Source organism: Bradyrhizobium cytisi, from assembly GCF_008123515.1.
GTDB classification, from domain to species: Bacteria; Pseudomonadota; Alphaproteobacteria; order Rhizobiales; family Xanthobacteraceae; genus Bradyrhizobium; species Bradyrhizobium cytisi.
Genome location: NZ_VSSR01000010.1, coordinates 1 through 26,437, shown reverse-complemented (window position 1 = coordinate 26,437; position 26,437 = coordinate 1). Strand labels below are relative to the sequence as shown.

29 protein-coding genes and 1 pseudogene are annotated in these 26,437 nt (G+C 61.1%); 22 read left to right on the top strand and 8 right to left on the bottom strand.

Going from position 1 to position 26,437, the window contains the following annotated elements:
- Window positions 1-25: 25 nt before the first annotated feature.
- Together FXB38_RS05420 and FXB38_RS05415 are read left to right on the top strand one after the other, a co-directional pair.
- The gene (locus FXB38_RS05420; protein ID WP_148749743.1) at window positions 26-676 is read left to right on the top strand and encodes an SOS response-associated peptidase; all 651 of its coding nucleotides are present in this window, start codon (window positions 26-28) and stop codon (window positions 674-676) included.
- Between the two features lie 91 nt (window positions 677-767).
- Window positions 768-1,022 carry a DUF3551 domain-containing protein gene (locus FXB38_RS05415; RefSeq protein WP_148749741.1) on the top strand — a complete coding sequence of 85 codons (255 nt, stop codon included), beginning with the start codon at window positions 768-770 and terminating at the stop codon, window positions 1,020-1,022.
- A gap of 819 nt (window positions 1,023-1,841) precedes the next feature.
- On the opposite strand, the gene FXB38_RS05410 is transcribed toward FXB38_RS05415, so the two are convergent.
- The 6 genes from FXB38_RS05410 to FXB38_RS05385 form a co-directional block, all read right to left on the bottom strand.
- Window positions 1,842-2,063: a hypothetical protein gene (locus FXB38_RS05410; protein ID WP_148749740.1), complete on the bottom strand. Its 222-nt coding sequence runs from the start codon at window positions 2,061-2,063 to the stop codon at window positions 1,842-1,844.
- A gap of 401 nt (window positions 2,064-2,464) precedes the next feature.
- Window positions 2,465-2,713 (bottom strand): hypothetical protein, encoded by a 249-nt coding sequence (locus FXB38_RS05405; protein ID WP_148749739.1) that lies wholly within the window; start codon window positions 2,711-2,713, stop codon window positions 2,465-2,467.
- A gap of 103 nt (window positions 2,714-2,816) precedes the next feature.
- Window positions 2,817-3,359: a hypothetical protein gene (locus tag FXB38_RS43630; protein WP_246229687.1), complete on the bottom strand. Its 543-nt coding sequence runs from the start codon at window positions 3,357-3,359 to the stop codon at window positions 2,817-2,819.
- Between the two features lie 250 nt (window positions 3,360-3,609).
- A complete protein-coding gene (locus tag FXB38_RS43445; protein ID WP_347340218.1) occupies window positions 3,610-4,050 on the bottom strand; it encodes an alpha/beta fold hydrolase in 441 nt (146 codons plus the stop codon).
- Window positions 4,051-4,196: 146 nt separating this feature from the next.
- A complete protein-coding gene (locus tag FXB38_RS43440; RefSeq protein ID WP_210250870.1) occupies window positions 4,197-4,952 on the bottom strand; it encodes an SRPBCC family protein in 756 nt (251 codons plus the stop codon).
- A 37-nt stretch (window positions 4,953-4,989) separates the two neighbouring features.
- Window positions 4,990-5,373 carry a hypothetical protein gene (locus FXB38_RS05385; protein WP_148749737.1) on the bottom strand — a complete coding sequence of 128 codons (384 nt, stop codon included), beginning with the start codon at window positions 5,371-5,373 and terminating at the stop codon, window positions 4,990-4,992.
- A 51-nt stretch (window positions 5,374-5,424) separates the two neighbouring features.
- Here FXB38_RS05385 and FXB38_RS05380 point away from each other — a divergent pair, with 51 nt between their 5' ends.
- The 4 genes and pseudogenes from FXB38_RS05380 to FXB38_RS43625 form a co-directional block, all read left to right on the top strand.
- Entirely contained in the window at window positions 5,425-6,402 is a 978-nt protein-coding gene (locus FXB38_RS05380; RefSeq protein WP_246229683.1) for a DUF3604 domain-containing protein, read from the top strand.
- Window positions 6,403-6,423: 21 nt separating this feature from the next.
- Window positions 6,424-7,311, top strand: coding sequence for a peptidyl-prolyl cis-trans isomerase (locus FXB38_RS05375; RefSeq protein WP_148749735.1), 888 nt, complete (start codon window positions 6,424-6,426; stop codon window positions 7,309-7,311).
- A 30-nt stretch (window positions 7,312-7,341) separates the two neighbouring features.
- A complete protein-coding gene (locus tag FXB38_RS05370; RefSeq protein ID WP_148749734.1) occupies window positions 7,342-7,998 on the top strand; it encodes a hypothetical protein in 657 nt (218 codons plus the stop codon).
- A 1,394-nt stretch (window positions 7,999-9,392) separates the two neighbouring features.
- A pseudogene (locus tag FXB38_RS43625) lies at window positions 9,393-9,644 on the top strand (DUF3750 domain-containing protein); the annotation flags it as partial.
- 38 nt (window positions 9,645-9,682) lie between these two features.
- Here the strand turns inward: FXB38_RS43625 and FXB38_RS05350 are convergent.
- A complete protein-coding gene (locus FXB38_RS05350; protein ID WP_148749732.1) occupies window positions 9,683-9,895 on the bottom strand; it encodes a hypothetical protein in 213 nt (70 codons plus the stop codon).
- An 885-nt stretch (window positions 9,896-10,780) separates the two neighbouring features.
- On the opposite strand from FXB38_RS05350, the gene FXB38_RS05345 reads away from it, so the two are divergent.
- The 4 genes from FXB38_RS05345 to FXB38_RS05330 all read left to right on the top strand — a co-directional run bounded on the left by FXB38_RS05345 (window position 10,781) and on the right by FXB38_RS05330 (window position 13,103).
- Window positions 10,781-11,068, top strand: a complete 288-nt coding sequence (locus tag FXB38_RS05345) for a hypothetical protein (RefSeq protein ID WP_148749731.1) — start codon at window positions 10,781-10,783, stop codon at window positions 11,066-11,068.
- 754 nt (window positions 11,069-11,822) lie between these two features.
- The gene (locus FXB38_RS05340; RefSeq protein ID WP_246229681.1) at window positions 11,823-12,080 is read left to right on the top strand and encodes a hypothetical protein; all 258 of its coding nucleotides are present in this window, start codon (window positions 11,823-11,825) and stop codon (window positions 12,078-12,080) included.
- Window positions 12,081-12,251: 171 nt separating this feature from the next.
- Complete coding sequence (locus tag FXB38_RS05335) at window positions 12,252-12,431, top strand: hypothetical protein (RefSeq protein ID WP_148749730.1); 180 nt, start codon at window positions 12,252-12,254, stop codon at window positions 12,429-12,431.
- 219 nt (window positions 12,432-12,650) lie between these two features.
- Complete coding sequence (locus FXB38_RS05330; protein ID WP_148749729.1) at window positions 12,651-13,103, top strand: hypothetical protein; 453 nt, start codon at window positions 12,651-12,653, stop codon at window positions 13,101-13,103.
- Window positions 13,104-14,633: 1,530 nt separating this feature from the next.
- Here FXB38_RS05330 and FXB38_RS05325 read toward each other — a convergent pair.
- Window positions 14,634-14,900, bottom strand: a complete 267-nt coding sequence (locus FXB38_RS05325; RefSeq protein WP_148749728.1) for a hypothetical protein — start codon at window positions 14,898-14,900, stop codon at window positions 14,634-14,636.
- Window positions 14,901-14,920: 20 nt separating this feature from the next.
- Here FXB38_RS05325 and FXB38_RS05320 point away from each other — a divergent pair, with 20 nt between their 5' ends.
- From FXB38_RS05320 to FXB38_RS05260, 12 genes are all read left to right on the top strand, one after another.
- Entirely contained in the window at window positions 14,921-15,109 is a 189-nt protein-coding gene (locus FXB38_RS05320) for a hypothetical protein (protein ID WP_148749727.1), read from the top strand.
- Window positions 15,110-15,515: 406 nt separating this feature from the next.
- Window positions 15,516-16,028: a septal ring lytic transglycosylase RlpA family protein gene (locus FXB38_RS05315; protein ID WP_148749726.1), complete on the top strand. Its 513-nt coding sequence runs from the start codon at window positions 15,516-15,518 to the stop codon at window positions 16,026-16,028.
- Between the two features lie 167 nt (window positions 16,029-16,195).
- The gene (locus tag FXB38_RS05310; protein WP_246229679.1) at window positions 16,196-16,450 is read left to right on the top strand and encodes a hypothetical protein; all 255 of its coding nucleotides are present in this window, start codon (window positions 16,196-16,198) and stop codon (window positions 16,448-16,450) included.
- Between the two features lie 196 nt (window positions 16,451-16,646).
- Window positions 16,647-17,744 (top strand): DUF2336 domain-containing protein, encoded by a 1,098-nt coding sequence (locus FXB38_RS05305; RefSeq protein WP_148749724.1) that lies wholly within the window; start codon window positions 16,647-16,649, stop codon window positions 17,742-17,744.
- Window positions 17,741-18,064: a PilZ domain-containing protein gene (locus FXB38_RS05300; protein WP_148749723.1), complete on the top strand. Its 324-nt coding sequence runs from the start codon at window positions 17,741-17,743 to the stop codon at window positions 18,062-18,064. The genes FXB38_RS05305 and FXB38_RS05300 overlap by 4 nt, the downstream gene beginning before the upstream one ends.
- 101 nt (window positions 18,065-18,165) lie before the next feature.
- Window positions 18,166-19,215 (top strand): HD-GYP domain-containing protein, encoded by a 1,050-nt coding sequence (locus FXB38_RS05295; RefSeq protein ID WP_148749722.1) that lies wholly within the window; start codon window positions 18,166-18,168, stop codon window positions 19,213-19,215.
- 1,086 nt (window positions 19,216-20,301) lie between these two features.
- Complete coding sequence (locus FXB38_RS05285; protein ID WP_148749721.1) at window positions 20,302-20,709, top strand: hypothetical protein; 408 nt, start codon at window positions 20,302-20,304, stop codon at window positions 20,707-20,709.
- A 742-nt stretch (window positions 20,710-21,451) separates the two neighbouring features.
- Window positions 21,452-23,692 (top strand): adenylate/guanylate cyclase domain-containing protein, encoded by a 2,241-nt coding sequence (locus tag FXB38_RS05280; RefSeq protein ID WP_148749720.1) that lies wholly within the window; start codon window positions 21,452-21,454, stop codon window positions 23,690-23,692.
- A gap of 40 nt (window positions 23,693-23,732) precedes the next feature.
- A complete protein-coding gene (locus FXB38_RS05275) occupies window positions 23,733-24,581 on the top strand; it encodes an SDR family NAD(P)-dependent oxidoreductase (RefSeq protein ID WP_148749719.1) in 849 nt (282 codons plus the stop codon).
- A 23-nt stretch (window positions 24,582-24,604) separates the two neighbouring features.
- Window positions 24,605-24,985 carry a YybH family protein gene (locus tag FXB38_RS05270; RefSeq protein WP_148749718.1) on the top strand — a complete coding sequence of 127 codons (381 nt, stop codon included), beginning with the start codon at window positions 24,605-24,607 and terminating at the stop codon, window positions 24,983-24,985.
- A 316-nt stretch (window positions 24,986-25,301) separates the two neighbouring features.
- Window positions 25,302-26,066, top strand: coding sequence for an IS5 family transposase (locus FXB38_RS05265; protein ID WP_148749717.1), 765 nt, complete (start codon window positions 25,302-25,304; stop codon window positions 26,064-26,066).
- Window positions 26,067-26,264: 198 nt separating this feature from the next.
- The coding region (locus FXB38_RS05260; RefSeq protein ID WP_148749716.1) for an NYN domain-containing protein at window positions 26,265-26,437 on the top strand (173 nt) is incomplete at its 3' end.

The window sequence follows — 26,437 nt, the reverse complement described above, 5'->3', positions numbered from 1 at the left end:
CCGACGTCGGCATAATCTCTATTCGATCACCACCAACCAGGCGGCGATCGCCGATCTCTTCCGCGTTGTCCGGCGCTATGAAGGCAACCTCGCGCCGATGCCGGGCGTTTTTCCGGATTATCCGGCGCCGGTCATCCGCGATGCCGGCAACGGCGAACGCGAGATGGTGATGATGCGCTGGGGCATGCCGCCTCCGCCGCGCACCGGCGGCCCGCCCGTGACCAACATTCGCAATACCTCCTCCCCGCACTGGCGCGCCTGCCTCAAGCCGGAGCACCGCTGCCTCGTGCCGGTCAACAGCTTTGCCGAATACGCGCCGGAGCCGAACCCGGAGACGAAGAAGAAAGATGTTGTGTGGTTCGCGCTCGCGGAGTCACGACCGCTGTTCGCGTTTGCCGGCATCTGGACTACCTTCAATGGTGATCGCGGTACGAAGTCAAAGCCCGTTCCGGGGCCGCATCAGGTCTATGGATTTCTCACGACGACGCCGAATGCGGTCGTCGAGCCGATTCATCCGAAGGCCATGCCGGTGATACTGACGACGGCGGAAGAGGGAGACAGGTGGCTGCGAGCGCCGTGGGATGAGGCGAAAATCCTTCAACGGCCTTTACCGGATGAGCAACTCAAGATCGTAGCTCGCGGAGCCGAAAAGGAAGATCGGCAGCCGCAAGGCTAGAGCGCAAAAGACTTCTGGCGCTTGACTTTGAAACGGTCGAAAATCTCTTTCGAGATTATTCCCTCCAACCGCGAACCCCCGGAGTACCATCATGCGCGCGCTTCCCACTCTCCTCCTGGTCGGGATCACAATGGCTGTGGCCACTCCGGCCTCAGCTCAACGGTTCGCCGGAAATGCTCCGGTGTGCATGCAGAAATGGCAGTGGGGTGGCTCCAGCTATATCACCTGCCAGTTTGCTTCGTGGGACGAATGCAGAGCGACCGCTGCGGGCCTTTCCGCCATGTGCCTGTCGAACCCCTATGTGCAACGGCCGGCTCATCCGGACCGCAGTCCGCGATTCAGATAGGGCTGCGGCGGCCCCCAGGCAAATTCCGGCGGATACGGACACTCACGATGGGTTTCGCGAACCTGAGGAAGCATAGGTGCAAGAAACCGGGTTCCTTTGGAACGCTGCATCACGGCAATCATTGAGCCGGCGGGGCGAAACTCCCTCAGGAAAAAGGCGATGCGTTCGATTCTGGCCTTGAGCGTTTTGATAAGCCTGTGCGGGGTCGCGAACGCGGCAAGTGTGCATCATGGGCACCGGCACGCGGTGCTTCGTCCCCATCACCACATGTACCCATCAGGTCGAGCCTCGGGCTTTGCCTATGCGCCGCGTCAATACGACCGGTCCGCCGACCCCTGTAGCAGGCCGGAAGCGTATTACGGCTCCTGTCAGGGTTATGCGCCTGGCGAAAAGGAGCAATTTCTCGAGAGTGTGCTCAACCCTTATTAGTTGGAAAGCGCACAACCGGGAGCCCTGGTAGGGCCGCCGTCTCCAAGGGCCATTTCCGCGGAGGATCGGCCATGACACAAAAACCCATGACACAAAAAAACCTCGCGCAATCTGCCGGAGCCCGAGCCGCGCAAGGACAGCGAACGCGACACGCGAGAGGCGATCATCGCCGACGCCGACAAGACCAAGGCAGAGACCTTCGTTCACGGCGACGGCGGCACGCTCGACATGCCGACGAAGCGCGGCGATCTGTCGGGAGATGATTGAGGGCGGCGCGGTCTGCCGGCGAACCAAGACAGGAAAGCCCGCTGCGGATTGCTCCGCGTGGGCTGAACCGGACTTTTCCGATGATGCCATTCTGCCAGTGTTTTGCCCGACGCGTCAAACGCCTTAGCGATTGCTAAGCGACCAAACCGCCATCACGGCCTCGTTCAATCCGGCACGGTGATCCACCACGGCCCCCTCTCCCTTGGCGGTGAGCTCGCAGGTGTCGCCGACCTTTTGCACGTAGCCGGCGGTGATGAGCTCGAGCAGCTCTTCCCTGTTCTCATCGCTGAAGGCGATGGACTGGCCGATGTCGCAGAGCAGTGCGATCTGCGCTTCTGTCAGCATGGACTCCTCCGACGGTACAAGTGCCTGGGCCCCAGGCTGTTCCTCCGGGACGCCATGTCAGGCTGCCCGCCGGAATCAAGAAAGCCCGCCGCGGATCGCTCCGCGCGGGCTGAACCAAACTTTTTGATGATGCCATCATGTCGGTGTTTTGCCCGACGTGTCAAATACGGAAAACGGCCCCGGCGCTGACGGGGGGCTTGGGCGCCGGAGCCGCCATTCCAGGCCGGTCAATCGGCGGCGAGACCGGCCACCCGCTCAATTCGGGGTCGGACCCGGAAGTTCCTAACGGAGCCACCATGGTCGTGCGGCCGCCGGCGTAAGCCGCCTCGCGGGGACGGATCGCGGATGCGCGGCGGGGATATCCGGTCGCTTTCGTTCGACTTGAAGGACGCGAAAGTCGCTCACGCAGCGCGCGACAATTCCGCTGCGCGCTCTGCCTGCCCCTGCAGCATGGCGATCGAGGCCCGCAGATTGTCCCTGCGCGACCGCAAGGCAAGAGCCAGCATCGAATAGGTGGGACTGCCGGGGTCAGCATTGCCGGCCTTGCGCTCCTCCTCGGCAATGTCGCTGTCCAGCATCTGGATTCGCCAGCGCAGGTCGGAGATCAGAGCGCGGAGCGCGTTCGCTTCGTAACGGGACGTTGTCTGCATGTGATCGCCTCAATCTGAAACGGCCCGATTGGCCGGGCCGGGATCAAGACCTCATGCAGCAAGAGCGATGCCAGCGTTTGGCGGGAACCGGAGCCAGAGCCTCTCACTCCTCCGCCAGCTTCCGCTCGATATAAGCGTCCACCGTCTCGGCAAACGAGCGCTGCACGCCGACCGACGTGACATGCAGCTCGAGCGCATCCTGCTGGAGCACGCGCAGGCCGCGGCTGCGTGCGCTGACCGGCGCCATCGCCAGATAATCGTCGATGGCGCCCGTCGCCAGCGCGATGCCTTTCGGATCTCCTCTCGCGATCAGCAAACGCAGAAAGCTCAGGCAATCGGCCAGACCCGGCATGGGTTCGCGTGGAATTATCTGCTGCGCTCCGGGCGGATCGACAACAACCTTCAGTCGGCGGTGAGGCTCAAAGATGGCGGCTGACCAGATCGTTCGGGGCCGATACGAACATGGTCGAACCAGAGGAGTGGGTACGTGGCTAAAGATCCAATCAATGACCGCGAGCCAGAACTCTCCGAAGAGGACATCCAGCGCGAGCAGCTCGGACCCCGCGGCGTGCCGGGCAGGGAAAATCCGACCAAAATGACGCCGCAACGAGAGAAGAAAACGCCGAAGAACGTTGACCCTGGCCACACAGGATAACGCAATCCTGCATCGAGGAACCGGCAGGCTGCTTCAGCGTTTCGGTGTCATGATCAAACGCATCCTCAGCATTTTTCGCCCTCAGCCGACGCCGGAGCAGATCGCACAAGAGATCCTGCAGGACCTTCTCCGTGATCTCAATCGGCTGAGGTGAGGCGCTTCACAGCCGGCAATTCCGGATGCCTCGCCCAAGGTCCGCCGACCAGGTTTTCCTCTGTGGCACGAGGCGCACGAGTCCCGTTCACGCTGCAAAGCCGCACATGCTCAGGATCGCGGCTGCGAAAGCATCTGGTGCTTCACGCGGTACGAAGTGGCCGACGCCCGTGAGCACGCGACGCTCGTAGCGGTTCTTGAAATATCGCTCCTTGTGATCGGAGGTGATTGGCAGATTATCGCGGTCATCGGCGCCCTGAAGCATGATGGTCGGCACACCTATTGCGGGCGGCTCGGCCAGACGGAGCTCGACGTCTTCGTGCGCGCCTGCGCCCGGCGCGTCGTGCCAGCGTTGGCGATAGGCATGGATGCTGATCGCAGTCCAGTCGGGATTGTCGAGCGAGCCTGCCATGGCTTCAAACTCGGAGTCTCGGCCTGGCCACCCCGGGGGACCAGGTCTCCCAAAGATAGCGGCAAAGCCTTCTGCGGTCTTCGTGGTAGGCCTTCTCGCCTTGCGACGTCGCAACATACCATTCGTACCAACAAGACTTCGCAAGCTCGTACGGCATGTTGCGCGGCGGAATGGCGGTTGCGTAACCTGCCGCCGCGGTCACAAGAGCGGCCAGTCTTTGCGGAAACAGCGCGGCCACTCCGTATGCGGCACGTGCTCCCCAGTCATAGTCGGCGAGCACGACGTCGCTCAGATTCAACGTCCAGGAATTGCGACAGGTCGAGCGTGAGGGCCGCAATTGCGCCGCTGCGCATGATGGAGTCGTGCAGGAATCGGGTCGGCCCCGATCCACGAAGGTAGGGTGCGTAGATACAGAACTTGTGCCCGCCGAGCCTCGCGATCGTCTTGTCCCAGCATCGAACGTTGTCCGGCCAGCCATGCACAAGAACAAGCGGTCGGCCGTCGATCGGCCCCGTCCTCTCATAGGCAATGTCCAGCTCGTTGGTTCGGCAAACGAGCTGCTCGGGCTCCAGCACGCGCCCGGATGTGGGAGGACCAGGCTGTCGCCGACCGTGCAGCTTCGCAATGTTGTCGAGACCCGCTTTCAAAAAATTTCTGACATTCTCGACCGTCCTTGCCTCGTCCGACGTTGGCTCGAATTCCGCTGACCATACGACGGTGCTGGAGCCGTCGTGGTTATCGTTCGCCCGCAATTCGGCGGTGTATTCGCGAACCGGCATGGCCGTCTTTTCCATTCGGTAGCGGTAAGAATGCCGTGCCGGCGTAGCCTCGAGCAGACGCTCGATCTGTCGATCTCCGTCCGTGCCTTCGGCCGTGCGGAGAGCACCCGCACGTTCGTCCTCACTCTCGACCTTGGACAATAATGGGTGCCATTGCCCGACGGCGCCGAACCTGCCGATATCCGTCCAAAGCGCATCCGGCCTTTCGGTAATCCGCGTGGTCTCAACGACCCTGGTCATCGCGCGCTCCTCCCTATTTCAATATGACGGTTCGAGATCAATCATGCTGGTCGGTCTGTGCTCCCAGGCGCTCGCCGCTGCCCTGATCGCGCAAAAAGGCGAGAAGTTGCCGTGAAAGATAGTCGGGATTTTCATCGGGCAACAATGTCCTGTCTTCGGCGCAACACCGCCATGCACGTCCTGCGCGACCTCCTTCGCCATCGCGGTTTCCGTCCAACCATTGCTCTTCTCTGAGAAAAGTCAGGCCGTCGACGGTTAGCCGGTCCTCGCTGGTCTCGCCGTCCGCGACGAGGCCTTCCAGGTAAGTCTCAAGTTCCGGCAGTCTTTGCTCGAAATCCGGACCAAGACCCACCAGATCGCAGGCTCTCATTCCTCCGCATAACACAGTCGGCTCGATCGTGAGCACATAGAACCGCGCCATTGTGCCATTGTTGCGAGCCCGATCTCCGCGTTCGAGGATGCGACCCTGAAGGTGCGGCTGTTCGGCGGCTGGGATTTGCGTCCCGACCTGCTGAACCAGAAGGACTGGGTCAAGGCCGCCTACGCCAACGGCGTACCGATGGGGGGCGACCTGCCCCCGCCGAAGGGCAACGCGCCGAGCTTCATCGTCTGGGCGGTCAAGGACCCTGACGGGGCCAACCTGGACCGCATCCAGATGGTCAAGGGATGGATCAGGAGCGGCCAGATCTTCGAGAAGATCTATGACGTCGCGTGGTCCGGAAATCGGGTGCTCACGCGCACGCCGATTCAGAATGTCCTCTATGGCGGCAACGACATGAAACTGCCTCCGGTCGGCGATACCGTGGACGTCAAGAACGCCAGCTACACCAACACGATCGGCGGCGTGGAATTGGAGACTGTATGGATGGACCCGGACTTCGATCCGAGCCTGCACGCCTTCTACTACGCGCGGGTGCTGGAGATTCCGACGCCGCGCTGGACCACGTACGACGCCAAGACCTTGGGCGTATCGCCGCCTAGCGACGTGCCGACGAGCCTTCAGGAGCGCGCCTGGACCTCCCCTATCTGGTACGCGCCGACCGCGGACATGCACGCCAAGGCGCTTCACAGCCCGACGGTGGCCGATCTCAGGCAGCGGGGCGCGACAGCACTCGACGACACGCAACTGCGCGATCTCGTTGTGGGCAAGACCGTCTCGGTCCACAACACGGCAACCGATCAGCGGTTCGAGATCACCTACGGCGTCGATGGCCGGCGCATGATCTCGAGCATCGACGGCAAGATGCCGGATTCGGAGCAGATCGGCGACCTGCTGCACCCCGGTGGCGCCGCCGGCGCGCAGTACGACATCCGCGACGGCCGCCTCATCACCACCATCGAGGGGTCCCCCTTCGAGGTGACGGTCTATCGTCACGGCGACAAGCTCATCGCCGCGCGGAGCAACGAGTTCGGCTATGCGAACTATGAGGTGGAAGCGGTGAAGCCGTGAGTCGGTCGCCGGGGCGCCGCGATGAGCTTGGATGAGCGACAGTCGCCTCTCGGGCGTTGGCTGCATGAGCCGCTGCTGCACATGCTGGCGATCGGAGCGGCGCTGTTCGCCGTCTACAGGGTGTTCCATCCCGCCGCGGGCGAACTCCAGAATCCAAATCGCATCGCCATCACGGCGGACGACATGGCCCAGATCCGGATCGCCTGGATGGCGCAGTGGCATCGGCCGCCCACGCCAGAGGAGACGCAGAACCTCCTGGACGGCAAGATCCGCGAGGAGGTTCTCTCCCGCGAGGCGCTGGCCCTCGGGCTGGACAAGGACGACACCATCATCAAGCGCCGCCTGGCGCAGAAGATGGAGTTCGTCATGGAGGACGCATCCTCGCTGCGCGAGCCGGCGGGAGACGAGTTGAGGCGCTGGTTCGCGCAGAATGCGCAGCGCTTTGCCACGCCGAGCCCCGTCACGTTCCGCCACCTCTATTTCTCGCCCGACGGGCGCGCCGCCCACGCCCGCGACGATGCCGCCGACGCGCTACGGAAGCTCGCTGGAAAGCCGGAAGCGACGCCAGAGCTCGACAGCCTGTCCGATCGATTCACGTTCCAGGATTTCTACGCCGAACGCTCGCCCGATCAGGTCGCCAACATCTTCGGGACACGGTTCGCGCAGGCGCTGCCCGAACTCGAGCCGGGAAAATGGCAGGGACCGATCGAATCCGGATTGGGCTGGCACCTGGTTTGGGTCGACGCAAAAATACCCGGCCAAGTGCCTGCCTTCGAGGAAGTCGAGGCGAGGGTCAAGTCCGAATGGATGGACGAGCAGCGCGCCGAGGGCAAGCGCAAGATCTTCGACCACGTGATGGCCCGTTATCAGATCGTGCTGCCGCAAGCCGCACCCGCGGCACCGCGTTGAACAGGAGCATTGGTGTTTACGCGATTGCTGTTGCTCTTGATCGTCCTGGCAACCCTGGGCCACGGCTCGGTCGCGCAGGCACACGATTCCCGTCCCGCCTACCTCGAGCTCAACGAGACGGCATCAGGCCGTTATGAGGTGCTGTGGCGAACCCCGATCAATGCCGGCATGCGGCTGCCGGTGGTGCTGAAATTCCCCCACGACACGCGCAACATCACCGCGCCGTCGGAGAAGGAGTTCACCGGCATGCTGCTCGAGCGTCGATGGATCGAGACCGGCAAGACCGGCCTTGCCGGCAAGCGCATCGAGTTCGTGGGCCTGCAAGCGACCATCACGGACGTTCTGGTGCGGGTGCAGCGGCTCGACGGCGCGCACACGACCACGCTGGTGCATCCATCGCAGCCTTGGATCGAGATCCCGGCCTCAGCCGCATACACCGGGGACGAGAGCACTGCGAGTAGGCTACGGCAGTTTGCTGATCAGTCAGGCGCAAGCTATTCCCCTCTTCTTCCAGATCACAGCGCGCGCCTATCAGTTGGGAACAGGCTGGACGCCCTTCCGGGCGTGACCTCGATCGGCGCGCGAGCCGACCAGACCGCCGGCAACCGACCTTGGAAAGTACCTGAAGGCGCATCCCTTACAAATAAAGCCACCGCCAGTTCCGACTTGTGTTCACTCACACGGTAAAGTTCCTCAGCCGGAACGTGAGCTGTCGCTCGTCGGGAACCGAGCTCAGTTCCCGGAACCGAATGCACGGCAATCACATTTCGGTTCTGGCGAAATCAGTTTGCCGCTACTTGTTACAAGCCAGCCTCACAGAGGTTGAGCGCCAGTTGAACGAGAACAATCGAAGCTGCAGATATCGGCCGCAAGCTTATTCGGGTCGAACGCTCGAGCGAGAACAAGCCGTCACGAGCAGCAAGGTTCGGCTGCACTGCCAATCCGGACCCAACATTGGATCAGGCCCTCCGCGAGAAGTGCTGATTGCCATAGTCGTACCAGCCGCCACCAGAACAACGGCCGTCAGCGCGAACAATCGAGAGGTCGTCCAATTAACCTTCATGGCGCTTCCCTCCAGTGGGAGCGCGCACGCTACGATCGATGACACCTGCCGCTTGTGAACTACTTCACACAATGCGCATCACACCCGCGTGCAGGAGGCCAGCCAGCATAAACCGGCGAGCCCCCTCGAATGAGGTACCCTAAAAGGTTGTCAGGATAGCTGGCGCGTCTTGATTTGCTCTGTGTACGGTCGCAAATTCGTCGCGGCTTCGTACCCAGTTCTTCCATTCTGCCCTGCTTCACTAAGTCCTGTAGTCTCCACTAGGTCACTTCGGATGGAGGGCGAACTTATGGAACTATTTCGCGCCGAGATGATGTGCGTTGTCGAGGACAACTCAAGCACAACCTGCCGCAACTGCGGCAGGAAAATGAAGCTTGTACGAGCGGTGGTAGACTCTGAGAGTGGAGACATCACTCGCATGTTCGAATGCGCGTGCGGCAAGCGCCTCTGGGACGACTGAGCGTACCTCCGCGGCGATTGCACAGGAAGAGCGACCGGCAGCGCATTGCGGCGCACGCACGCGGGGAGGCGATGACGCGCTTCGGGCGAGCGTTCCTCTCCAGCTCCGGGCAGTGTCTCTGCAGACGCGTAGAACTTCCGGCCTCAGGATTCACTCCCTGAGGCCAGCGAATGAAAACTTCTGACTCAATAACGCCGATAATATCGATGAGCATAAGGTCGACGAACGACGACTACGCCGCCGCGATAGGCTGGACGATAGATCGGGCGAGTTCGAACGCATCCGTGCCGGCCGCAAACAAGGGCTACCGTCTCAACGTTTGCGATGTTTGATTGCCCCAGCGGAGCAACTGGCATTGCCGACGCCGTTACAATTGAGAACGCGGTCCCACCGAGAACGGTTAGTGCGGCAAGTGTAAGTCTGAATTTCATCCGTGCTACTCCAGCGGAGCCTATCCCCGCTGCCGAACCTTAGATGCTCCTTCCTGAACCTTGAATGACCAAGCGGTCGTAGCCCGCGCTGTACACGTTGGGCAAAATCGGCTCCCGTACTGCGGAGGTTCCGGAACTTCGGGCGGTCCTTCCGCCAACCGCAATCGGCAAAGACTTTCCCTATGGCTGCCGCTGGATCGGGATCACGCCCTCGAGGACTGGCGTCTTTGCTACGCTCGCAGGATATGTTGGCGTCACCGTTGGTCGGGTGGAAGGGTTTGAACTTAATTTCCTCGGCGCCGTTTTAGGGCTCGACGTGCGCCGCCGCGCACTCAAGCTCCCCGGCCTTGGACGTTTCGGAGCTGCCACCGGCCTGTGATTTATCACTTGGCCGGAGCCCAGGCGGAAGGCCGCACCCTACCCGCTGACCGGCCCCGACAACGTCTCCAGCCCGGCCTCTATTGCCGCAATGTCCTGCTCGACCTGCGCGATCGACAACCTGCAGTCAAAGCCCTCCCAGGCCATCAAGTCCACGGCAAGCCGCCGACGGTGCATCCTTAAATCCTCAAGCGACCGGCGGTCCTTCAGCCTCGCGTAGCCATCCACAATCAACTCAATCGCACTCGACATGACGCTACCCCACAATCAAATTGGCGTTTGCAAATGAGGTCAGCTTAGAGCCGGGGGCGCCGTTAGCGCAACACCGGCATTCAGGATGCCGTCGCTTGACCCCAGCAGGTATTGGTCAGCAGCAACTGGAACGTAGCTCGGGGCTCAGACGACGCTTGAAATTCTTTCGCCATTGGTCCCGCTCCTCATTTCGGCAATTTGCGACGTACTTACGATGTATCTTGACCGCAACATGCCCGAAGTCGAGGCTGCCTACCGTTGGACGGCGTCGGTTGGATTCGCCTCCGTTCCGAAGCGGAAGCGGCCTCAGCTCATCACCCTTCCAGAGCTGAGGTCGCTTGTTTTAGTCGACTCTGCGCGGCACCCAGGGGCCTTTCAGTCCAGCTTCCATTCCGGCCCCTCTGAAGTTGTGTGCTATTCTTATAACAAACCCGAATCGAGCTGAGCTTCGGAAAGGGGGAAGGTTCATGACGGATAAGGCGAGAGGAGCCATCGAACTTCTGCTGAAGAACCGCGAATCGGAAAACCGGCAATCTTATCTAGTGCGCGGCCGCCGGTACGAACGGCTATCCGCGAGTGACCTCTGCAGGCTCTGGGCGGAACAGATGAACCGTTGGGCCGACGAATCCGCCTCCTTCGATCAGAGAGCCGCTAACGACTTTGCCGTTGAGATGGGCTTGCGGGATATGGCGCCGCCTCTCGAACTGGTCGTGGAAGCGAGGCAGAAAATTCTGGCAAATTCGGCAAAATCTCTAGCGACAATATTCGCCCGTTCTCGGGAAGACGCCAGAAACCCTCCTAGAGCTGAACGGCCTGATAGAGCTGAACGGCCTGACTGAGGGTCAGTCGGTCGACAAGAGAAACCACCGACCTGGGAGCCCGAGGATGGCGGACGAGCTTTCCCTTTCTGTCTTTGCGATCGAGGTCGATCGAAAGCCGGTCGTTGCTTTCGCCGCCAGAAAATATTCCGAAGCCGAGGCGATTTGTGCTGACCCAAGAATAAGAGAGAAACTTGATTCAGCGCGATCGGGCGGCAAACCTCTTTGCGACGAACTGGCAACCTTGCGCGTTCGATTAGCCAGTCCGGACGAAAGAAACCGTTATCGCGAGCAGACCTCCGCACGATCTGCAGATGCAGGTCTGCCGGTGTACTTGATAGATTTAGATCCATAGGGTGGCGCTTTGCGATGATCCCGCTGTCAACCTTCTTGAAATTGCCCGCCTTTTCCGGGCTCGCCGCGCGCAATCTACGGTCCTAACTACGGCAATTTTCGCTGCCTCTCGACCGTAGTTTCCGGCCAGCTCCCGCAGCGCGCCAGCCTCGCCGGGCACCCTGCTCTCCTCCGCCAATCCAGGCAGATGCGCTCCATGCGCGCGAGCTCGTCGATGTCGTGCTGATGCCCCCCATGCGGCCGATCACACTCCCGCCGCGTGGTCGCCGTCAAATCTAGGGAGTCTGCCATGACCCCGGGCCGCACAGGTTGCGTGCTGTCTCGATCGATTTTGCGGACGGTGGGCGGGGTTTCTAAGGCGCTAGGGATGGTTTTGATTCGTATTTCCCTGCCACGGCCTAGAGTGCTCATGCTCAGTAATCCACTTGACCGCGTCGCCTTCCGTAATAAAGCCCTTGATTACTTCCGTTTCGCCATCGGGCCACAGAATATCGACTCCCCAGCCAAGTTCGGGATTTTTCCGAGCCGTGAAAGTTGGTCGTTGCTCGAACATCCGGCGAATATGCGCCTATGGTGCCCAGGTTCAAGCCAGCTATCCTGCCGCAATCAAACTATCTATCCCACACTACCCCGCGTCCGCCGCGGTTCGGTTCATGTGCAACGTCTAACCCACGACGCGCAGTAGCTCACGCGAGTTCACAGCCGCTGGCAATTGACTATTTAACTCTGGCTTCCGTGACGCTTCGATGGCCGGCATGCGGCCTCCGAAGATCACCTTCGGCGACATGCGCGAGATGGGCGTGCGCGGCGTCCTGTTCTATTGCGCCGACTACCGCTGTAGCCGCCACGTTGCGCTCAGCGCCGACCGCTGGCCCGATGAGGTGCGCCTGTCAGATATCGAACTGCGCTTCATCTGCACCGCCCCTGCGGCAGGCGCGGCGCCGATGTCCGGCCCGATTTCAACAGGAACCCCAAGGGCCTATCGGTGGCATGGACCATCGATAGCTCCTTAAAAAGGCCCCGGCCATGGGGGGCTTTTGGGGTTTGTGAAGGCCGGGGCCGCTGGAGGGTGCTTGGACCTTGGGGAAGGTCAAGCGTCGTGAGCCTAGGACAATCCGGCAATCGGTTCTATTCGCTTTCGGACGCTGGCTATATTGTTCCCTCGGCGGAACGGAGTAGCCGCAATGAAAGACATGCAGACTCAGTTGGAAAAGCTCCGCACAGATGCGGCCGAGTGCGCCCTCATCCGCGACCTGGCGACCGACCCGAAGAAACGAGAGCTTTTCACGAGATTGGCCGATCAGCTGACGGTTCTCGTCTCAGAAGTTGAACGCGCAATCGCGGACAGTGTGAAGCGCACCTGACGAAAGCGGGCTGGCGACGGCCTTTCGAGGATCCGGTTGAGGTCAACGGCCACCAGCTGGTGACGCTGCTGGATGCCGACGAGTAGACGCGATCTACAAGAAGACCGCGCCCGGCAGCGAGGGTTACGGGGCTCGCGATGTTCAAGCTCGAGTTCAGCAGCTCAACGAGATGATTCACGGCACCGGGCCTGCTGTGGGCATGGGCGGGAGGACCGTTTGATGAGCGACATTCACGACCTCGTGGCCATGGACCTTTGCGGCTTTTCCCTCGCGATCCAGGCGATGCCCTGGAATACGTTCTTCTACAAAACCAGGCACACGCTGGACGACATTCTCGATAGCTCGGGCTATTTCAACGAGGCTGCCGAGAACCTCCGGCGGAATGACCGGATCGAAATCACTGCGAATGCAGACGGTGTTGCCGAGGCCGCCACGCTCGTGGTGCGGTCTGTGACATTAGTGGAAAGTCGGTTGTGGTCTCAACGTTGGGGCGCCGCTGATGGGCCACCGGATCAGGATCCCTGGCGAGGGCGGCAAGATCGAAGCAAGAGCCGCGCGGGTTCATGCTGCCGTTGCTGCGGAGCTGACGCGGGTCGACGAAGAGAAGAGGCCCAAGCCGAAGAAGCGAAGACGTTTGCGCATATTCGCCACTACAGCGAGATTTCCAGGTGACCTAATATCGTCGTGGCCGACGCTGGCGATCATTCGTGACGGACTGCCAGTCCGTCAGCAGTAGCCATCAGCGGCGCACGCCATGTCCGACACAGTGTGGGTTCGGAAGTTCAGATAGGAGGGCGCCGCGATCACCAAGGCTGTTCCGGATAGGACGAGCAAACAAGCAATCACAACGCGCCGCGGAACGCGCTTCCAATTTGAATAGCTCATGAATCAATTGCTCCGCTGAAGCTGGAGCTTTGCGCCCCGCGGACGGAAGCAATTGTGAACTAGTTCATAGATTGAAGATTAAGTTTGAAGTCGGGGAAGGGGGAAGGCGCAGTCGGCCAAGATCCAGACGCGGGTAAATGTCGATGCGGGCAACGCGGACTTGAGCCGCGCCAACTTCGGGGTGCAGTAGTGCTATTCGGAATCCAGCAACTTTCTGTCGAGAGGATCTACCACTTGGACGGCCCGGACGCTGTGGGCGCCTCCACCCTCAAAGACTATGTGATAGCAGGGGTCCCTCCTGATTCGATTTCCAGTTCTTCGACGATTGGGGCCTCAAGCATAGTCTTCTCCCCGACCCCGCGGGGACCATGCGGCTCAAGCTTTTACCGCTATTTGCTTCGTGCCAGGATGTGCGTCGCCATGCTGGCCAAGCGGTTTCAGCCCTAAAACAAGGAAGAGCGCTGCCGGGCTCGAAATGCCAGTCCCCCCTGGCAGCACCCTTGTCTCAGACTGGACACTGAAATCCCGGTCCGTGTTCAACTTTGCAATGATTATGCCACAGGTTAATGACAGCGCCTTCCTCGACCGGCGGTCCACGCTGGCGAGCCTTTGGAGCGTCACATGAGCGAAAGATAGGAGCGCCAGAGCGTTTCGGGAGCCGGGAACAAACGGCAATGCACCCCATTCTCACTGTGCTCCGGCTTCATGCCCCCCTGCAAACCGGAGTATTTGCCCCCGGCTCCTGCGCCCCCCGACGCAGGAGCCGTTTTTATTTCGACGGACAAGAAGCTCCTCCGGATTTGGCTTCCGCGCGTCCAAATCGGAACGATCCGAAAAATGCATCGTTGGCAATCACCGGCGTGCTGCGGCTGTTGGGAGATGACTGCCCGTGCTCTCTCCAGATCATGTCCTGCGTGATTGCCCGAACTGTCATGCTTGGCCGATGCCCGCCAACTTCATCCGCCCGACATGGCCAAGCCAGTCGCCCCAAATTGAGTTTCGGTGCGCAAGGTGTGGTCATGAAGAGACCGCGCAGGTCGAAAGTACAGGCGAGATGAAACCCATTAAGAAGCGGCGGCGGAGATGGTTCGATGCTCCGATCACCTGAGGTTTTCGGTCACACAAACGGTAGAACCAATTCTAAAAAAATACGCCGCCGGGTACGCAATACCATGTCCCGGGCGGCGTTTGTCCAGTCCAGCCCCGAGATTGGGATTAGCAAAAATCCCGGATACTCATGAGTATGGGCGTGGAGTGTGAACGTTCAGTTCGCTTGATTAAAAATGAGGCCCGCCGGTTCACGCTGGCGGGCTTTCCCTATCCGATCAGCTTCAGCGACGTCATTGAAAAAACGCCATGTTCTTGTTTCCATGGCGGCTTGTCCTGAACGAACCAGTCGCACCAAGCGCTCTGGTAATCATCGGAGATGCTGGTCAGCTCGTGCTTCAGCAAAAGTGCACCGCGACCAATCAAGTGGCCCAGATACCTGCGGCTGCTTCGGCATTCCGTGCCGAGACGGCTAGCCGGAGCACCGCGGGACACGCCCAAGCACTTGCGTTCGCCCTCCGGTTGCGGTTGGATCATGGTTTAGGACTATTGATCCAATGGCCATTCATTTGATTGTGGCGAAGATTCTCAGAGACGAGCTTGCTTTGCTGGGCATTCGATCCTTGACCGCGGAAGAGTCGGAGGCGATTGCTGCTCGCATCTTTGAGCGGATCACTGAGCTCGAGCTGGAGCTTGCAGCGAGAGATTTCAATATTCCTGCGAGCGGCGACGACGGAACGACGTGACGAGCCGGCCGTTACGTCCGGTTGCGATCCACTGCGAGCGAGGCTGGACAACGTACGGAGCGCCTTACGCGGCTCGCGGCATCTCGCCCCGCTGCTGCCCGTGGTCCGTTCAATGTCCTCCTCGTCTCTAATCAGGCGAAGAGATTCACGCCACTGAATCGCCTGCACGCACACGCGATGTTGACGCTGCTTCGCAGTGCCTCAGGCTCTAGCACTGCTCGCCGATCCTCGTGATGCGTTGCAGCGGGCTATCTGCTTGTTGCACTGCCTCTACGTTCCGCCATGCAACACATTCAAGCAACATCGGTATTAAATCACCTCTTTACGAATGAATCCCGGATGTGCCGGAACGCGCCTTATGAGTTTGCATTGTTCCTCTGTTTTGTGATTTGTAGTGAGATCGATCATGCGTCCGCTTTCTGGAATGATCGTGATTGCAGTGGTCTCAATTTGGACGGGGCTTCACGCGACCCCTGCTGTCGGGCAAACATTCAATGACAGATGGTCCATCGTTCCAGATGCTCACGCGGAGCCCGCTCCTGAAGGACTCGATCAGACAAAGAAGGAAGAGCCGCAAGCGCAGCCTCCGAACGGACAAGAGCCCTTGAAAGATCGTTCAGACGCTCAATCTTTCAATCGAGTTATTTCCGGAAAAGCCTCCTACTATTCGTATGCCAAAGGGAAGACAGCGAGCGGTTCATCGTTTGATCGGAATCTACTAACCGCGGCGCACCGCCGTCTGCCGTTCGGCACGAGAGTCCGCGTCATTGATCTTGAGACGAATAAGTCGGTGGTGGTTCGTATCACCGACCGCGGACCCTGGGTCCGTGGCCGCGTCCTCGACCTCTCGCTGGCCGCCGCGCGCAGCTTGGGGATTACGAAACGTGGCGTGGCTCAGGTTCGTGCTGAGGTGTTATAGACGTCCATTGCCCTGCGAAAACACGCAACCGCCGCCCACGCCCCCTTGCGTCAACAGTCCGGCTTTTGGCCTGAAACGAATCTGCCGTGTCTCTAAAGAACCCTGACGCTATCGCGGCCCTCGTATCGGCCCTCAGGCTCGTCCACGGAGACGGAGTCGCGCGAACCATGCTCCAGGAAGATATGAGCCTTGCCACGCTGATGGACACGATGTTCGCCGCGCCGATAGCGCATCGCGATGCCGTTCGATACGTCGTTACTGCCTTAGATGACTTCGCCATTACACCAGAACTTGGCCCTGTCTGGCATCTTCGCTACCTGTATGATGACCAGCCCGGCTCATTCCGCGTCGTCGATATGGAGATAGCCACGCCGGCCGGTACGCTGTCTAGCAACGACCTTTGGCTTCGGTTGCCCGTCTAACTAGCTCGCAACCTCTGCAACGTGGACCGCGTTGTTGACGACATGACCGCCAGAAACGGCGCGCTCTTCCGAAGAGCGACAATATTTTGCATGCTCACGGCACCTAAATACCCGCGAGTAAAGCTAATTTTAACAACTATCCCGCGCAATACGTCTGATTGAACGTGACGCTTTTTAAAACGATTTAGGCCAGCCAATGAGGGCAATTTCTGCGGCCGATCTCATTACTGAGTTGGACGACACCATTGCAAGGAGCTCATCCGAACGCTGCGCGCGCATGCTCTGGCGCACCGCCGAGCTGCTCGTTGCCCGTAATGAGCGACTGCAAGAGCCGCAGGTCGACCTGCTTGACGACGTTCTAATCCGCCTGACCGGGCGGATTGCGCCCGGCACGCTCGCCGAGCTCAGCACGACGCTTGCCGAGCTGGATACTGCTCCGATGAAGACCCTGCGACGTCTCGCCTCGTGCGACGATCCGGCGGTCGCAGTCCCGATCCTGAGGAAATCTCCCGCACTATCGCCGGCTGATCTCGTAGCGATCGCGACGTCCGGCAGCGAGGATCACCTTCTCGCCATTGCTGACCGACGCACGATCGAAAAACCGGTGACTGAGGCGATGTTGCAACGCGGCAGCAGCAGGATTTGCCTGGCCGTCATCGGCAATCCGGGCGCGGAATTCTCCGGCGCAGCCTACGCCGCCTTGCTCGGCAGGGCTGAGCAGGACGACGAGATCACGAAAGCGCTGACGCTGCGGCCAGACACCCCGGACATGGTCGTTCGGGAGCTGCTGTCGGCCTCGCCACGGCCGGCCAACAAGGCCGATGCCCGTCCGCGTGTTTCTTCCAATGCAACCGCATCCTCCGAAGTATCGGCGACAGCGAAGCGTCCTTGCGAGGCTGAGTACGCCGCTGTGAGGTCGGAGATCGTATCGCTCAACCGTAGCGGCAAGCTGAGCGACTCGACTGTCAATCGGTTCGCGATCCGGGGTGAGACCGCCAACCTGTTCACGGCCTTGTCGGTGCTGTCGGGAGCACCCATGGAGGCCATCGAGCAGTTGATGGCGGAGTCCGATTGCGAAGGTCTGGTCATGGCGTGCCGGGCATCGCGCTTGAATTGGCAGACCACACTGGCCATCCTCAACACTCGCGGCGCGCGGCTTTCATTCGGCGAACGCGCACGAGCTCAGGAGCTGTTTGAAAAGCTTCAGCTGTCGACCAGCCAATGGTCCGTTCGTTGGGGAGAAATCTCCGCCGGCACCAAAGATCGTACTGCAAAATCGGGAGGGAGCCAATGAGATTCGACGGTCGCAAGGCGTCTCGGGTGCGGATGGACCACAGGCAGGTCGTCAATCTCATGGGCTCCGACGGCACCTGGCGGCGGAGCTGCGTGCTGCTCGATGTCTCGGACACCGGCGCCAAGATCGAGGTCGAGGGATCGCTCGACGTTCTCAAGGCCAAGGAGTTCTTCATGCTTCTGTCGTTGACGGGACTGGCCTATCGGCGCTGCGAGTTGGTCTGGATCGACGGAACCACGGCCGGCATCCACTTCATTCACGCAAATGGCAAGAAAAGCCAAAAAACCGCGAGCGACAGAACCGCATTAAAGCCGATTTGAGCCGAGCAGTATCACCGAGCTCCAATCTGATCCAATGATCATGCAGAACGTTAGCGATACGGCCAATTCAGACCGGCACCCGACAAACGAAGGCATCAGTCATGTTCGTGCACGTCCTGGCCGATACTTCCGACAAGCTCTTCGGGCTCTGCTCGCTGCTTGAAAGGATGTTCACTGTCGCGGGCGAGCGGCTCGATGTACAAGCAAAACTTCCGTACGCTCCTGCTGCCGTCGTCGTCAGTGCCGACCTGCGGGCCCTCGAAAACATTGCCGCACTGAAAAGGAGAGCTGCGCGCTTCGCCAAGGCCAACAAGCGCATCTTCCTCGTCGAGCAAGCCTCCCACCTCTGCATCTCGCAGGCTTATGCGCTGGGCGCGACGCTGGTATTGCCCGGCAAGCTCGAGCCGATCAAGCTCGTCGCCGCGTTGGCCGATCCGGCCGGGACCGAAGCCGGCTCGACGAGCGGGATCTCGCAGCCCGACGATGCGGTTGAGGCCGCAGCCAACGTCGTCGCGTCGATGTTCACCTCGATCACACTCGGAGAGCGGATCGACGTTGACGGTCCTAAAGAGGCCGGCCGCAAGATCACCAACCGGATTTCCGAGCATGGGCTATCGCAATGGCTGACCACGGTGCGGCGCCATCATGAGGGAACCTTCCAGCACTGCCTGCTTGTGACCGGCGTCGCGGTCGATTTCGGTCTCAGTCTCGGTTTCCGTAAAAGTGACCTTGAACGGCTCTCCACTGCTGCCATGTTCCACGACATAGGGAAGGCGAGGATTCCCGTGGCGATCCTGGACAAGCCAGGACGCCTCGACGACAACGAGCGCGCGCTGGTCGAAACCCACCCGTCGACGGGTTATGACGTGCTGAAGGAGCACGGCAACATCTCACCCGAAATCCTCGATGCCGTCCGGCACCATCACGAATATCTCGATGGCAGCGGCTATCCCGACGGCCTCTGCGCCGAGAACATCACCGACATCGTTCGCATTCTCACCATCTCGGATATCTTTGCGGCGCTGATCGAACACCGCCAGTACAAGGCGGCCATGTCGCGCGAGGCGGCGTATGGGATTCTCTGCGGCATGAGGGGAAAGCTGGAGAAGGCGCTGGTCGCCTCGTTCAAGGATGTTGCGCTCACCAGATGAATTGCGCTGCGACCGCAGAGCCGCGCAGCTCCCAACTCTCGACCGGCCTTCTTGGCGAGGCGAAGAGGAACATCCGTCTGTCTAAGGTCACAACGCTGCCGCCAACAATCAGGTAGTTCTTTATCGACAACGAAATAGTTGTGGTCGCAGCTGTGAATCAAAATCGGAGCACGCACTTCCTTGTGCGTAGTTTGCAACTTGTGTCGCAACACGCGACTTAGAGCCCCCTGCTGTCCCCTGCTCGAGCTCACAGCTCAGCCTGGGCCAACACTGGTTGCACACAACCGAGGACCGAGCCCAAGCGGCCGACCTATTTTGATGAGTCTCGTCCCTTCGGCCCGGAGGTCTCGTATGCGCGCTGCTCACGCGATATCGCGGTTGAACGAGCCGTAGGCTGTTGCGCCTGATCACAAAGCGTAGCTCACAACCGTAGCTAAAGCGTGGGAAATGCCGCCATGTCTGAAGAACACGCTGCAAGATCAGATCGATAGTAAAATAAGGTTGGAGGAGTGGATATCCTCCAGCCAGTTAACCCTCCACCGCGACTGATCTCGAAAACTAGCAGCCGCCCTTGATCTCCCGCGCGAGTTGCGTTTGGATATTCACCTTTTTGGGAGGAGAAATGCGTTGGCTAGGGATAGCAGTACTCTGTGTGGCACTGGGGGATGTTACGCAACAGGCGCAGATGACCGCGCCAGGCTGGGCCAAGATTACATCGGAAAAAATGTTGACGCTCTAGTCGTTCGATGGGGACCGCCGGCAAGTAGTTTTAAGATGAACAGCGGCGAGACCGCCTTTAGTTGGCAACTGGCCAGCGGGAGTTCGTTTTCGGTCTCTCGTGACAGTCAAACGAGCGCATCGGGAAGTTCGCGGGGGTACGCTTGCAAGGTCAACGTCGTTGCATTGCCGAACGGAACGATCAAAAGTCTCGATACTGAAGACAAGGATAGCAGCCTCTATTACGGGCCCATTCCCGTCCAGGCTGGCAGCGTTTGCGCAGAGCGACTTGGAATGCAGCAGCAATAGAGGCTGCGCGCGGCGAGCTCGACCGAAGGCGTTGCAGCAGCACCTGATGACGATGGACTGATGATCTTTGCTAAGCGCCGAACATCGTGGCTCGTTCAAATTGGTCTGTTTGCGCTCGTCGCGCCAGCCACTGCGGCAATCGAGCCCAGGGCCGACTCCATGCACATGGGTCGCGCCTCCGGCGACCTTTATCAGTGGCAGAGGATCGATTTCCGCTCGTCGGGCTTTTCTCGGCGAAACACGGCGCAGATCAAAGTCGCCATCCGAGCTAACGGCCCGAGCATGCAGGGCCTCATCCGGATTCCCGGCGCACCTGCTTCAAACTTTGACACAGGCAAGGGCCTGACCGTGGTTGACCTGATCAATGCTGGGGACGACTCGACCGGCTACGCGGAAGTCATCTCGCCGGAGATATTGTTCACTTGGACAATGCCAAACCAGTCTTTCCAAGTCTTTGCTGTCGATTAAGGTGGCCCCTTGTTCTTGCCCACTTAGCCCGCCCGGTATCGATCTAGGCCATGTACCTATAAAACCGGCGGCGTCATGTGACTGGTGACTACGTCCGGTTTGCTCCTATAGTGACCAAGTTCGTGCGGCAGCGCAGTATGTAGCGAACGGCCCAATTGCAGACCTCGGCGGCACTTCCGTAGTGCGGCCACATGATGTAGTGTGATTGGAGAGCCGCCAGCGGGACGTGCCGAGGTCCCAGTCTTCCAATGGCAGCGTCGAGGCCGTCGACAGGCATTGCACCTAGAAAGACCGATGCGTTTTTTGCCGGTGCAACGAGCACCCCGCACGGTCGTGTGCGCCAAATGTGGCGATTGGGGCAATCGCGTGCTCTAGTTCTCGGTGGCTGCCACTCCAGGGAGCTGGGCCGATCCCTCAGAGTGCTCCGCCGGTCTCGATGACAGAACGGTCGCGCTTACAACTTGGCACACTGCGTAATGCTACTTGGGACACTCGGGTTCAATACGGCACGACCCGATTGTATCCGTCCGGTGAAGGCGGCCTTGCCGAGCAGGCATGTTGTTGAGAACTGTCCTTATGGAGAGTGATAGGCGCACTGCCCAAGTCGAGCGGCTCGTCGAAGATCCGCCATCGTGTCCACAGATCAAAAGATAGGTCGCTCGCCCATCCTGCGCCGCGGCGAGTAACCATCATCGAAGAGAGTGCTAAAATCGCGAACGTCAAACCGCGGGATGGATAGGGAATGTCCCAGCCAACGTCGGTTACCGAATGGTTGATGGCCGTCGGGCTGGTCGGATACGCGGCGTGTTTCGCCCAGAATGACGTCGACGTCTCGGTGCTGCCTCATCTGACCGACCTGGACCTGAAGGAGATCGGGGTCGCCTCGCTCGGTCACCGCCGCAGGCTATTGGCGGGCATCGCCGAGCTTCCGCGCGCCGATGCGCGTCCTGGTCCCAAACCACAGACCGAGGCCGAACGCCGTCATCTGTCCATCATGTTCTGCGACCTCGTCGGGTCGACCGCGCTGTCGACCAGGCTCGACGTCGAGGACCTGCGCGCCGTCGTCACCGCCTATCACAAGTGCTGCGCGGAAGCCATCGAGCGCGAGGGAGGCTTCGTCGCCAAATACATGGGCGACGGCGTGCTGGCCTATTTCGGTTATCCGCTGGCGAGCGAGCACGACGCCGAACGCGCGGTGCGCGCAGGCCTCGCCCTCGTCGAGGCCGTGCCCCTCCTCGACACCTCCGCCGGCGCGCCGCTGGGCGTCCGGGTCGGGATCGCCACCGGGCTCGTGGTCGTCGGCGACCTGCTCGGAACAGGCGCGGCCAAGGAGCAGGCGGTCGTCGGAGAAACCCCCAACCTCGCTGCCAGGCTGCAGGCTCTGGCCTCACCCGGAGCCGTCGTCATCGCATCCGGCACGCGCGACCTGACGGGCGGACTGTTCGAGTACCGCGACCTCGGCACGGTCGCGCTCAAGGGCTTCGACCGCGAGGTGCGGACCTGGCAGGTACTGGGAAGCGACGCGACCGAAAGCCGTTTCGAGGCGCTACGCGCCGCCGGCACACCGCTCGTCGGCCGGGACGACGAGACCTCACTGCTCCTGCGCCGCTGGGAGCAGGCGAAGGCGGGAGAGGGACACGTCGTGCTGCTGTCGGGAGAAGCCGGAGTCGGCAAGTCGCGCATGACGCAAGTCCTTCTGGAGCGCTCCGCCCGGGAGTCGCATGCGCGCTTGCGCTATTTCTGCTCCCCGCATCATCAGGACAGCGCGCTTCACCCGCTGATCGCGCAGTTGAACCACGCCGCCGGCATCCGCCGCGCCGACGCCGACGCCGCGCGCCTCGCCAAGCTGGAGGCCGTGATCGCGCAGGCGACCGACAGCCCGGGCGAGGCCCTGCCGCTGCTGGCCGACCTCCTGGGCATCCCACCGGGCGACCGCCATTCGGTCATCGACTTGCCGCCGCCGATGCGCAAGGCGAGAACGCTCGAAGCACCGCTTACGCTGATCGAGGGCCTGGCCACGCGACGGCCCGTGCTGATGATATTCGAGGACGTGCACTGGAGCGATCCGACCACGCGTGCCCTGCTCGACCTTCTCGTCGACCGGCTGACGGCCTTGCGGGTTCTTCTCGTCGTAACGTTCCGCCCGGAATTCGCGCCGCCCTGGCGCGACCGCCCCCACGTGGATTTGATCGGTCTCGGCAGGCTACCACCCGACCAATGCGCGGCCATCATCTCCCACCTCACGGGCGGTCGGGTTCTGCCGAGGGAGATCGCCGGCCAGATCCTAGATCGCACCGACGGGGTTCCGCTGTTCGTCGAGGAACTGACCAAGACCGTCCTCGAGAGCGGACTGGTCAGAAAGGCTGGCAACAACGCCTATCTCGCGACCGCCTTTGTCGGACGGACCGCGATCCCAGAGACGCTGCTTGCCTCGCTGCTCGCCCGCCTCGACCGGATGCCCGAAACGCGCGATCTCGCGCAGCTCGGCGCGGCGCTCGGCCGCCAATTCTCCTACGAGCTCATCGCCGCCGTCGCGGAGCTTCCGCCGCCACTGCTGGAGCGCTCCCTGGAACGGCTCGAGAGCGCCGAACTGATCTTTCGGCGCGGCGTCCCGCCCGACGCCGAATACACGTTCAAGCATGCGCTGGTGCAGGACGCCGCCTACGGCACCATGCTGCGCGAGAAGCGGCAGCGGCTGCACGCGCGCATCGCCGCGACGCTCGAATCCGACTTCCCGGAGATCCGGGCTCGCCAACCGGAGACGCTCGCCCGTCACTGCGCCGACGCGGGCCAGACCGAGAAGGCGGCCGAACTCTACATCGCGGCGTCCGTTCGCGCCACCGCGGCCACCAACAATGTCGAGGCGACCGCGCATCTCAAGCGAGCGATGGCGCTGGTTAAGACGCTTCCGCTGCGCGCCCCGCGCACGACGGAGCTGCGCAACCGGATCATGACGAGTGGATGGTGGTGGTGGTCCGCCTGACTTACCGACGAACCGCCGGCCAAACAAGGGAGGAAGGAAGATGATCGAAAGTTTCGACGGAAGAACCGCCTTCGTGACCGGCGCGGCCAGTGGCATCGGCCTCGCCTTGGCCCGCGCCCTCGCGGCGGAGGGGGCGAAGGTGATGCTCGCGGACATCGAGCGGGGCGCGCTCGACGCTGCCTTGCGCGACCTGCAGGATTCAGGCGCCGACGCGCGGGCGGTCGCCTGCGACGTCTCGGACCGCGCCTCAGTTGTCCGCGCCGCCGAGGAGACCTTCGCGGCCTTCGGCAAGGTCCACGTCGTCTGCAACAACGCCGGCGTCGGGATCGGAGGACCCGTCGAGGCCATCACGCTGATCGGCGTCAATTTCATGGGCGCCGTCCACGGCATCCAGGCATTCCTGCCGCACATCAAGGCGCACGGCGAGGGCGGACACGTCGTCAACACCGCGTCGCTGGCCGGCCTGGCGGGACCGGCCGGAATTGCGCCCTACAATGCCACCAAGGCCGCCGTGATCTCGCTGACGGAAACCCTCGCCGCCGAGCTCGCCGGCACTGACATCGGGGTCAGCGTGCTGTGCACCGCCTTCGTGCGCACGCGCATCGCGACCAGCGCCAGGAACCGGCCGGCCCGCTTCGGCGGCGCCGACGACGCGCCCGCCAACCCGCAGATGGCCGCCCTCGTCGAGGTCGGACTGGATCCCGACTTCGTGGCCGACCGCGTGCTCGCTGCTATCAGGAGCAACGATCTCTACATCCTGACCCATCCGGAGATGCACGACGTCGTCGCCGGCCGCTTCGATCAGATCCTGGCCGCCTTCGACAAGGCCTCGCTCCACGAGGCCTCAACGCCTCCGGAAGCAGTCTCCGCGCGTCCCTCATCAGCTTAAAATCTTATCTCACGGAGTCCACTATGAGTATTTCCCAACAATTTTCCGACTTGAACTCCAAGTTTGTCGAGACGGTCAACAGCCACGACGCCCATCGCTGGGCAGCCCTATTTTCCGACGATGCCGTTCTCATCCCGGCCGGACAACCCAGCGTAACCGGGCGCGCCGGCATCGAGGCATGGGGCGAGGTCGCGGTGAAAATTTGGAATCATTTGGAGATTCAAGAGGGAAGCTGCACGACCGAGGGAGATGTGGTTTGGGAGCAAGGCACCTGGACCGGCAATATCAACGTGGCCGACGCGAAAACGATGGACGTGAGCGGAAACTTCCTGCTCGTCGCCGAGAAGGACGGTGCTGCGCTGCGCATCAAGGCGCATACGTGGAGCGTCAACTCGACGACGTAACTGCCCTGAACAGGATCAGCGCGTCACCGCGGACGACCAGTGACTTCCCAACCCTGCGTCCTTGGCAGACGGCGATGATCGAATCGTCCGGACGTGGAAGCGCTCCGGTGCTTTCACACCGGGCCCAAGCTCGAGCGGCCTCGGAGCGCGAACACGTCCTCCGGGTCACGAGCCCCGTGACTGAGCTGACCAGGCCCATACGGAAAAACCACCTGAAAATTCCCAGCACGCATCCCCGTAAGCGCCCCACCGGGCCGGGAGCGTTGCGTTTGGCCAGCCCCCTGTGATTCAAGCTTCCAAACTGGGAGCTCGAATCATGCGCTACGAACTCGCCGATTATGAATGGATTGCCATCAAGCCCATGCTGCCGTACAAGCCGCGTGGCGTTCCTCGGGTTAACGACCGTCGTGTCCTCAATGGCATCTTCTGGGTCTTGCGCTCTGGAGCACCTTGGCGCGATCTGCCCGAGATGTTTGGTCCGTACACCACATGCTACAACCGCTTCGTCCGTTGGCGGCGGGCTGGTGTCTGGGGCCGCATCATAGACACACTCGCTGCTGCCCACGATGCCGCTGTCCAAATGATCGACACCTCGGTTGTCCGCGTGCATCAGCATGGAGCCTGCATCACTAGGAATCGGCGCCAGTCGATGGGAAGGTCACGCGGCGGCTTGACGAGTAAAATCCACGCGGTGGTCGATAGCAATGGTTTGCCGGTACGGTTGGCGTTGAGCCCCGGCGAGGCCCACGACGTTCGACTTGCCGGAAAACTGCTCTCTCGCCTGAAGCCCGGGTCAATGCTGCTTGCCGACCGTGGCTATGACGCCGACTGGATAAGAGAGCTGGCCATGAAAAAGGGGGCGTGGGCCAACACCCCCCCGAAAAGCAATCGCAGCGATCCAATCTGCTTCAGTCCGTACCTTTATCGCGCTCGCAACCAGGTCGAACGGTTCTTCAACAGGATCAAACAATGTCGTCGTGTGGCGACGCGCTACGACAGGCTTGCGGGAAGCTACCTCGCCTTCGTCCAACTCGCATCTATCCGGTTATGGCTGGCCGCGCGTTATGAGTCCACGCCCTAAGATGCTGAGGCTACGATGTCCCGCTGTATCTCGGCGGCTTGCGCGGACGCTCTTTTGTTCAGTTGCTCTTCGGCAAAAAGAGGCGCTACTCGATGACGCAGATAGATGTTTGTGTAGAATGCGGCTGGCATATCGCGTCGCGGATCCAGGCTGCTCCCTAGCCTGATCCGCGCTTCCTGCACCGAAAGCGTGAACTGAATGTCACCTTCCCCTACCAACAAGATCGCGCTCTTCATCGACGGGGCCAATCTTTACGCAACTGCGAAAACTCTGGGCTTCGACATCGACTACAAGCGCCTTCTGAAGGAATTTCAGAGCCGCGGGACGTTGTTGCGTGCGTTCTATTACACAGCTGTCTCTTATACACATCT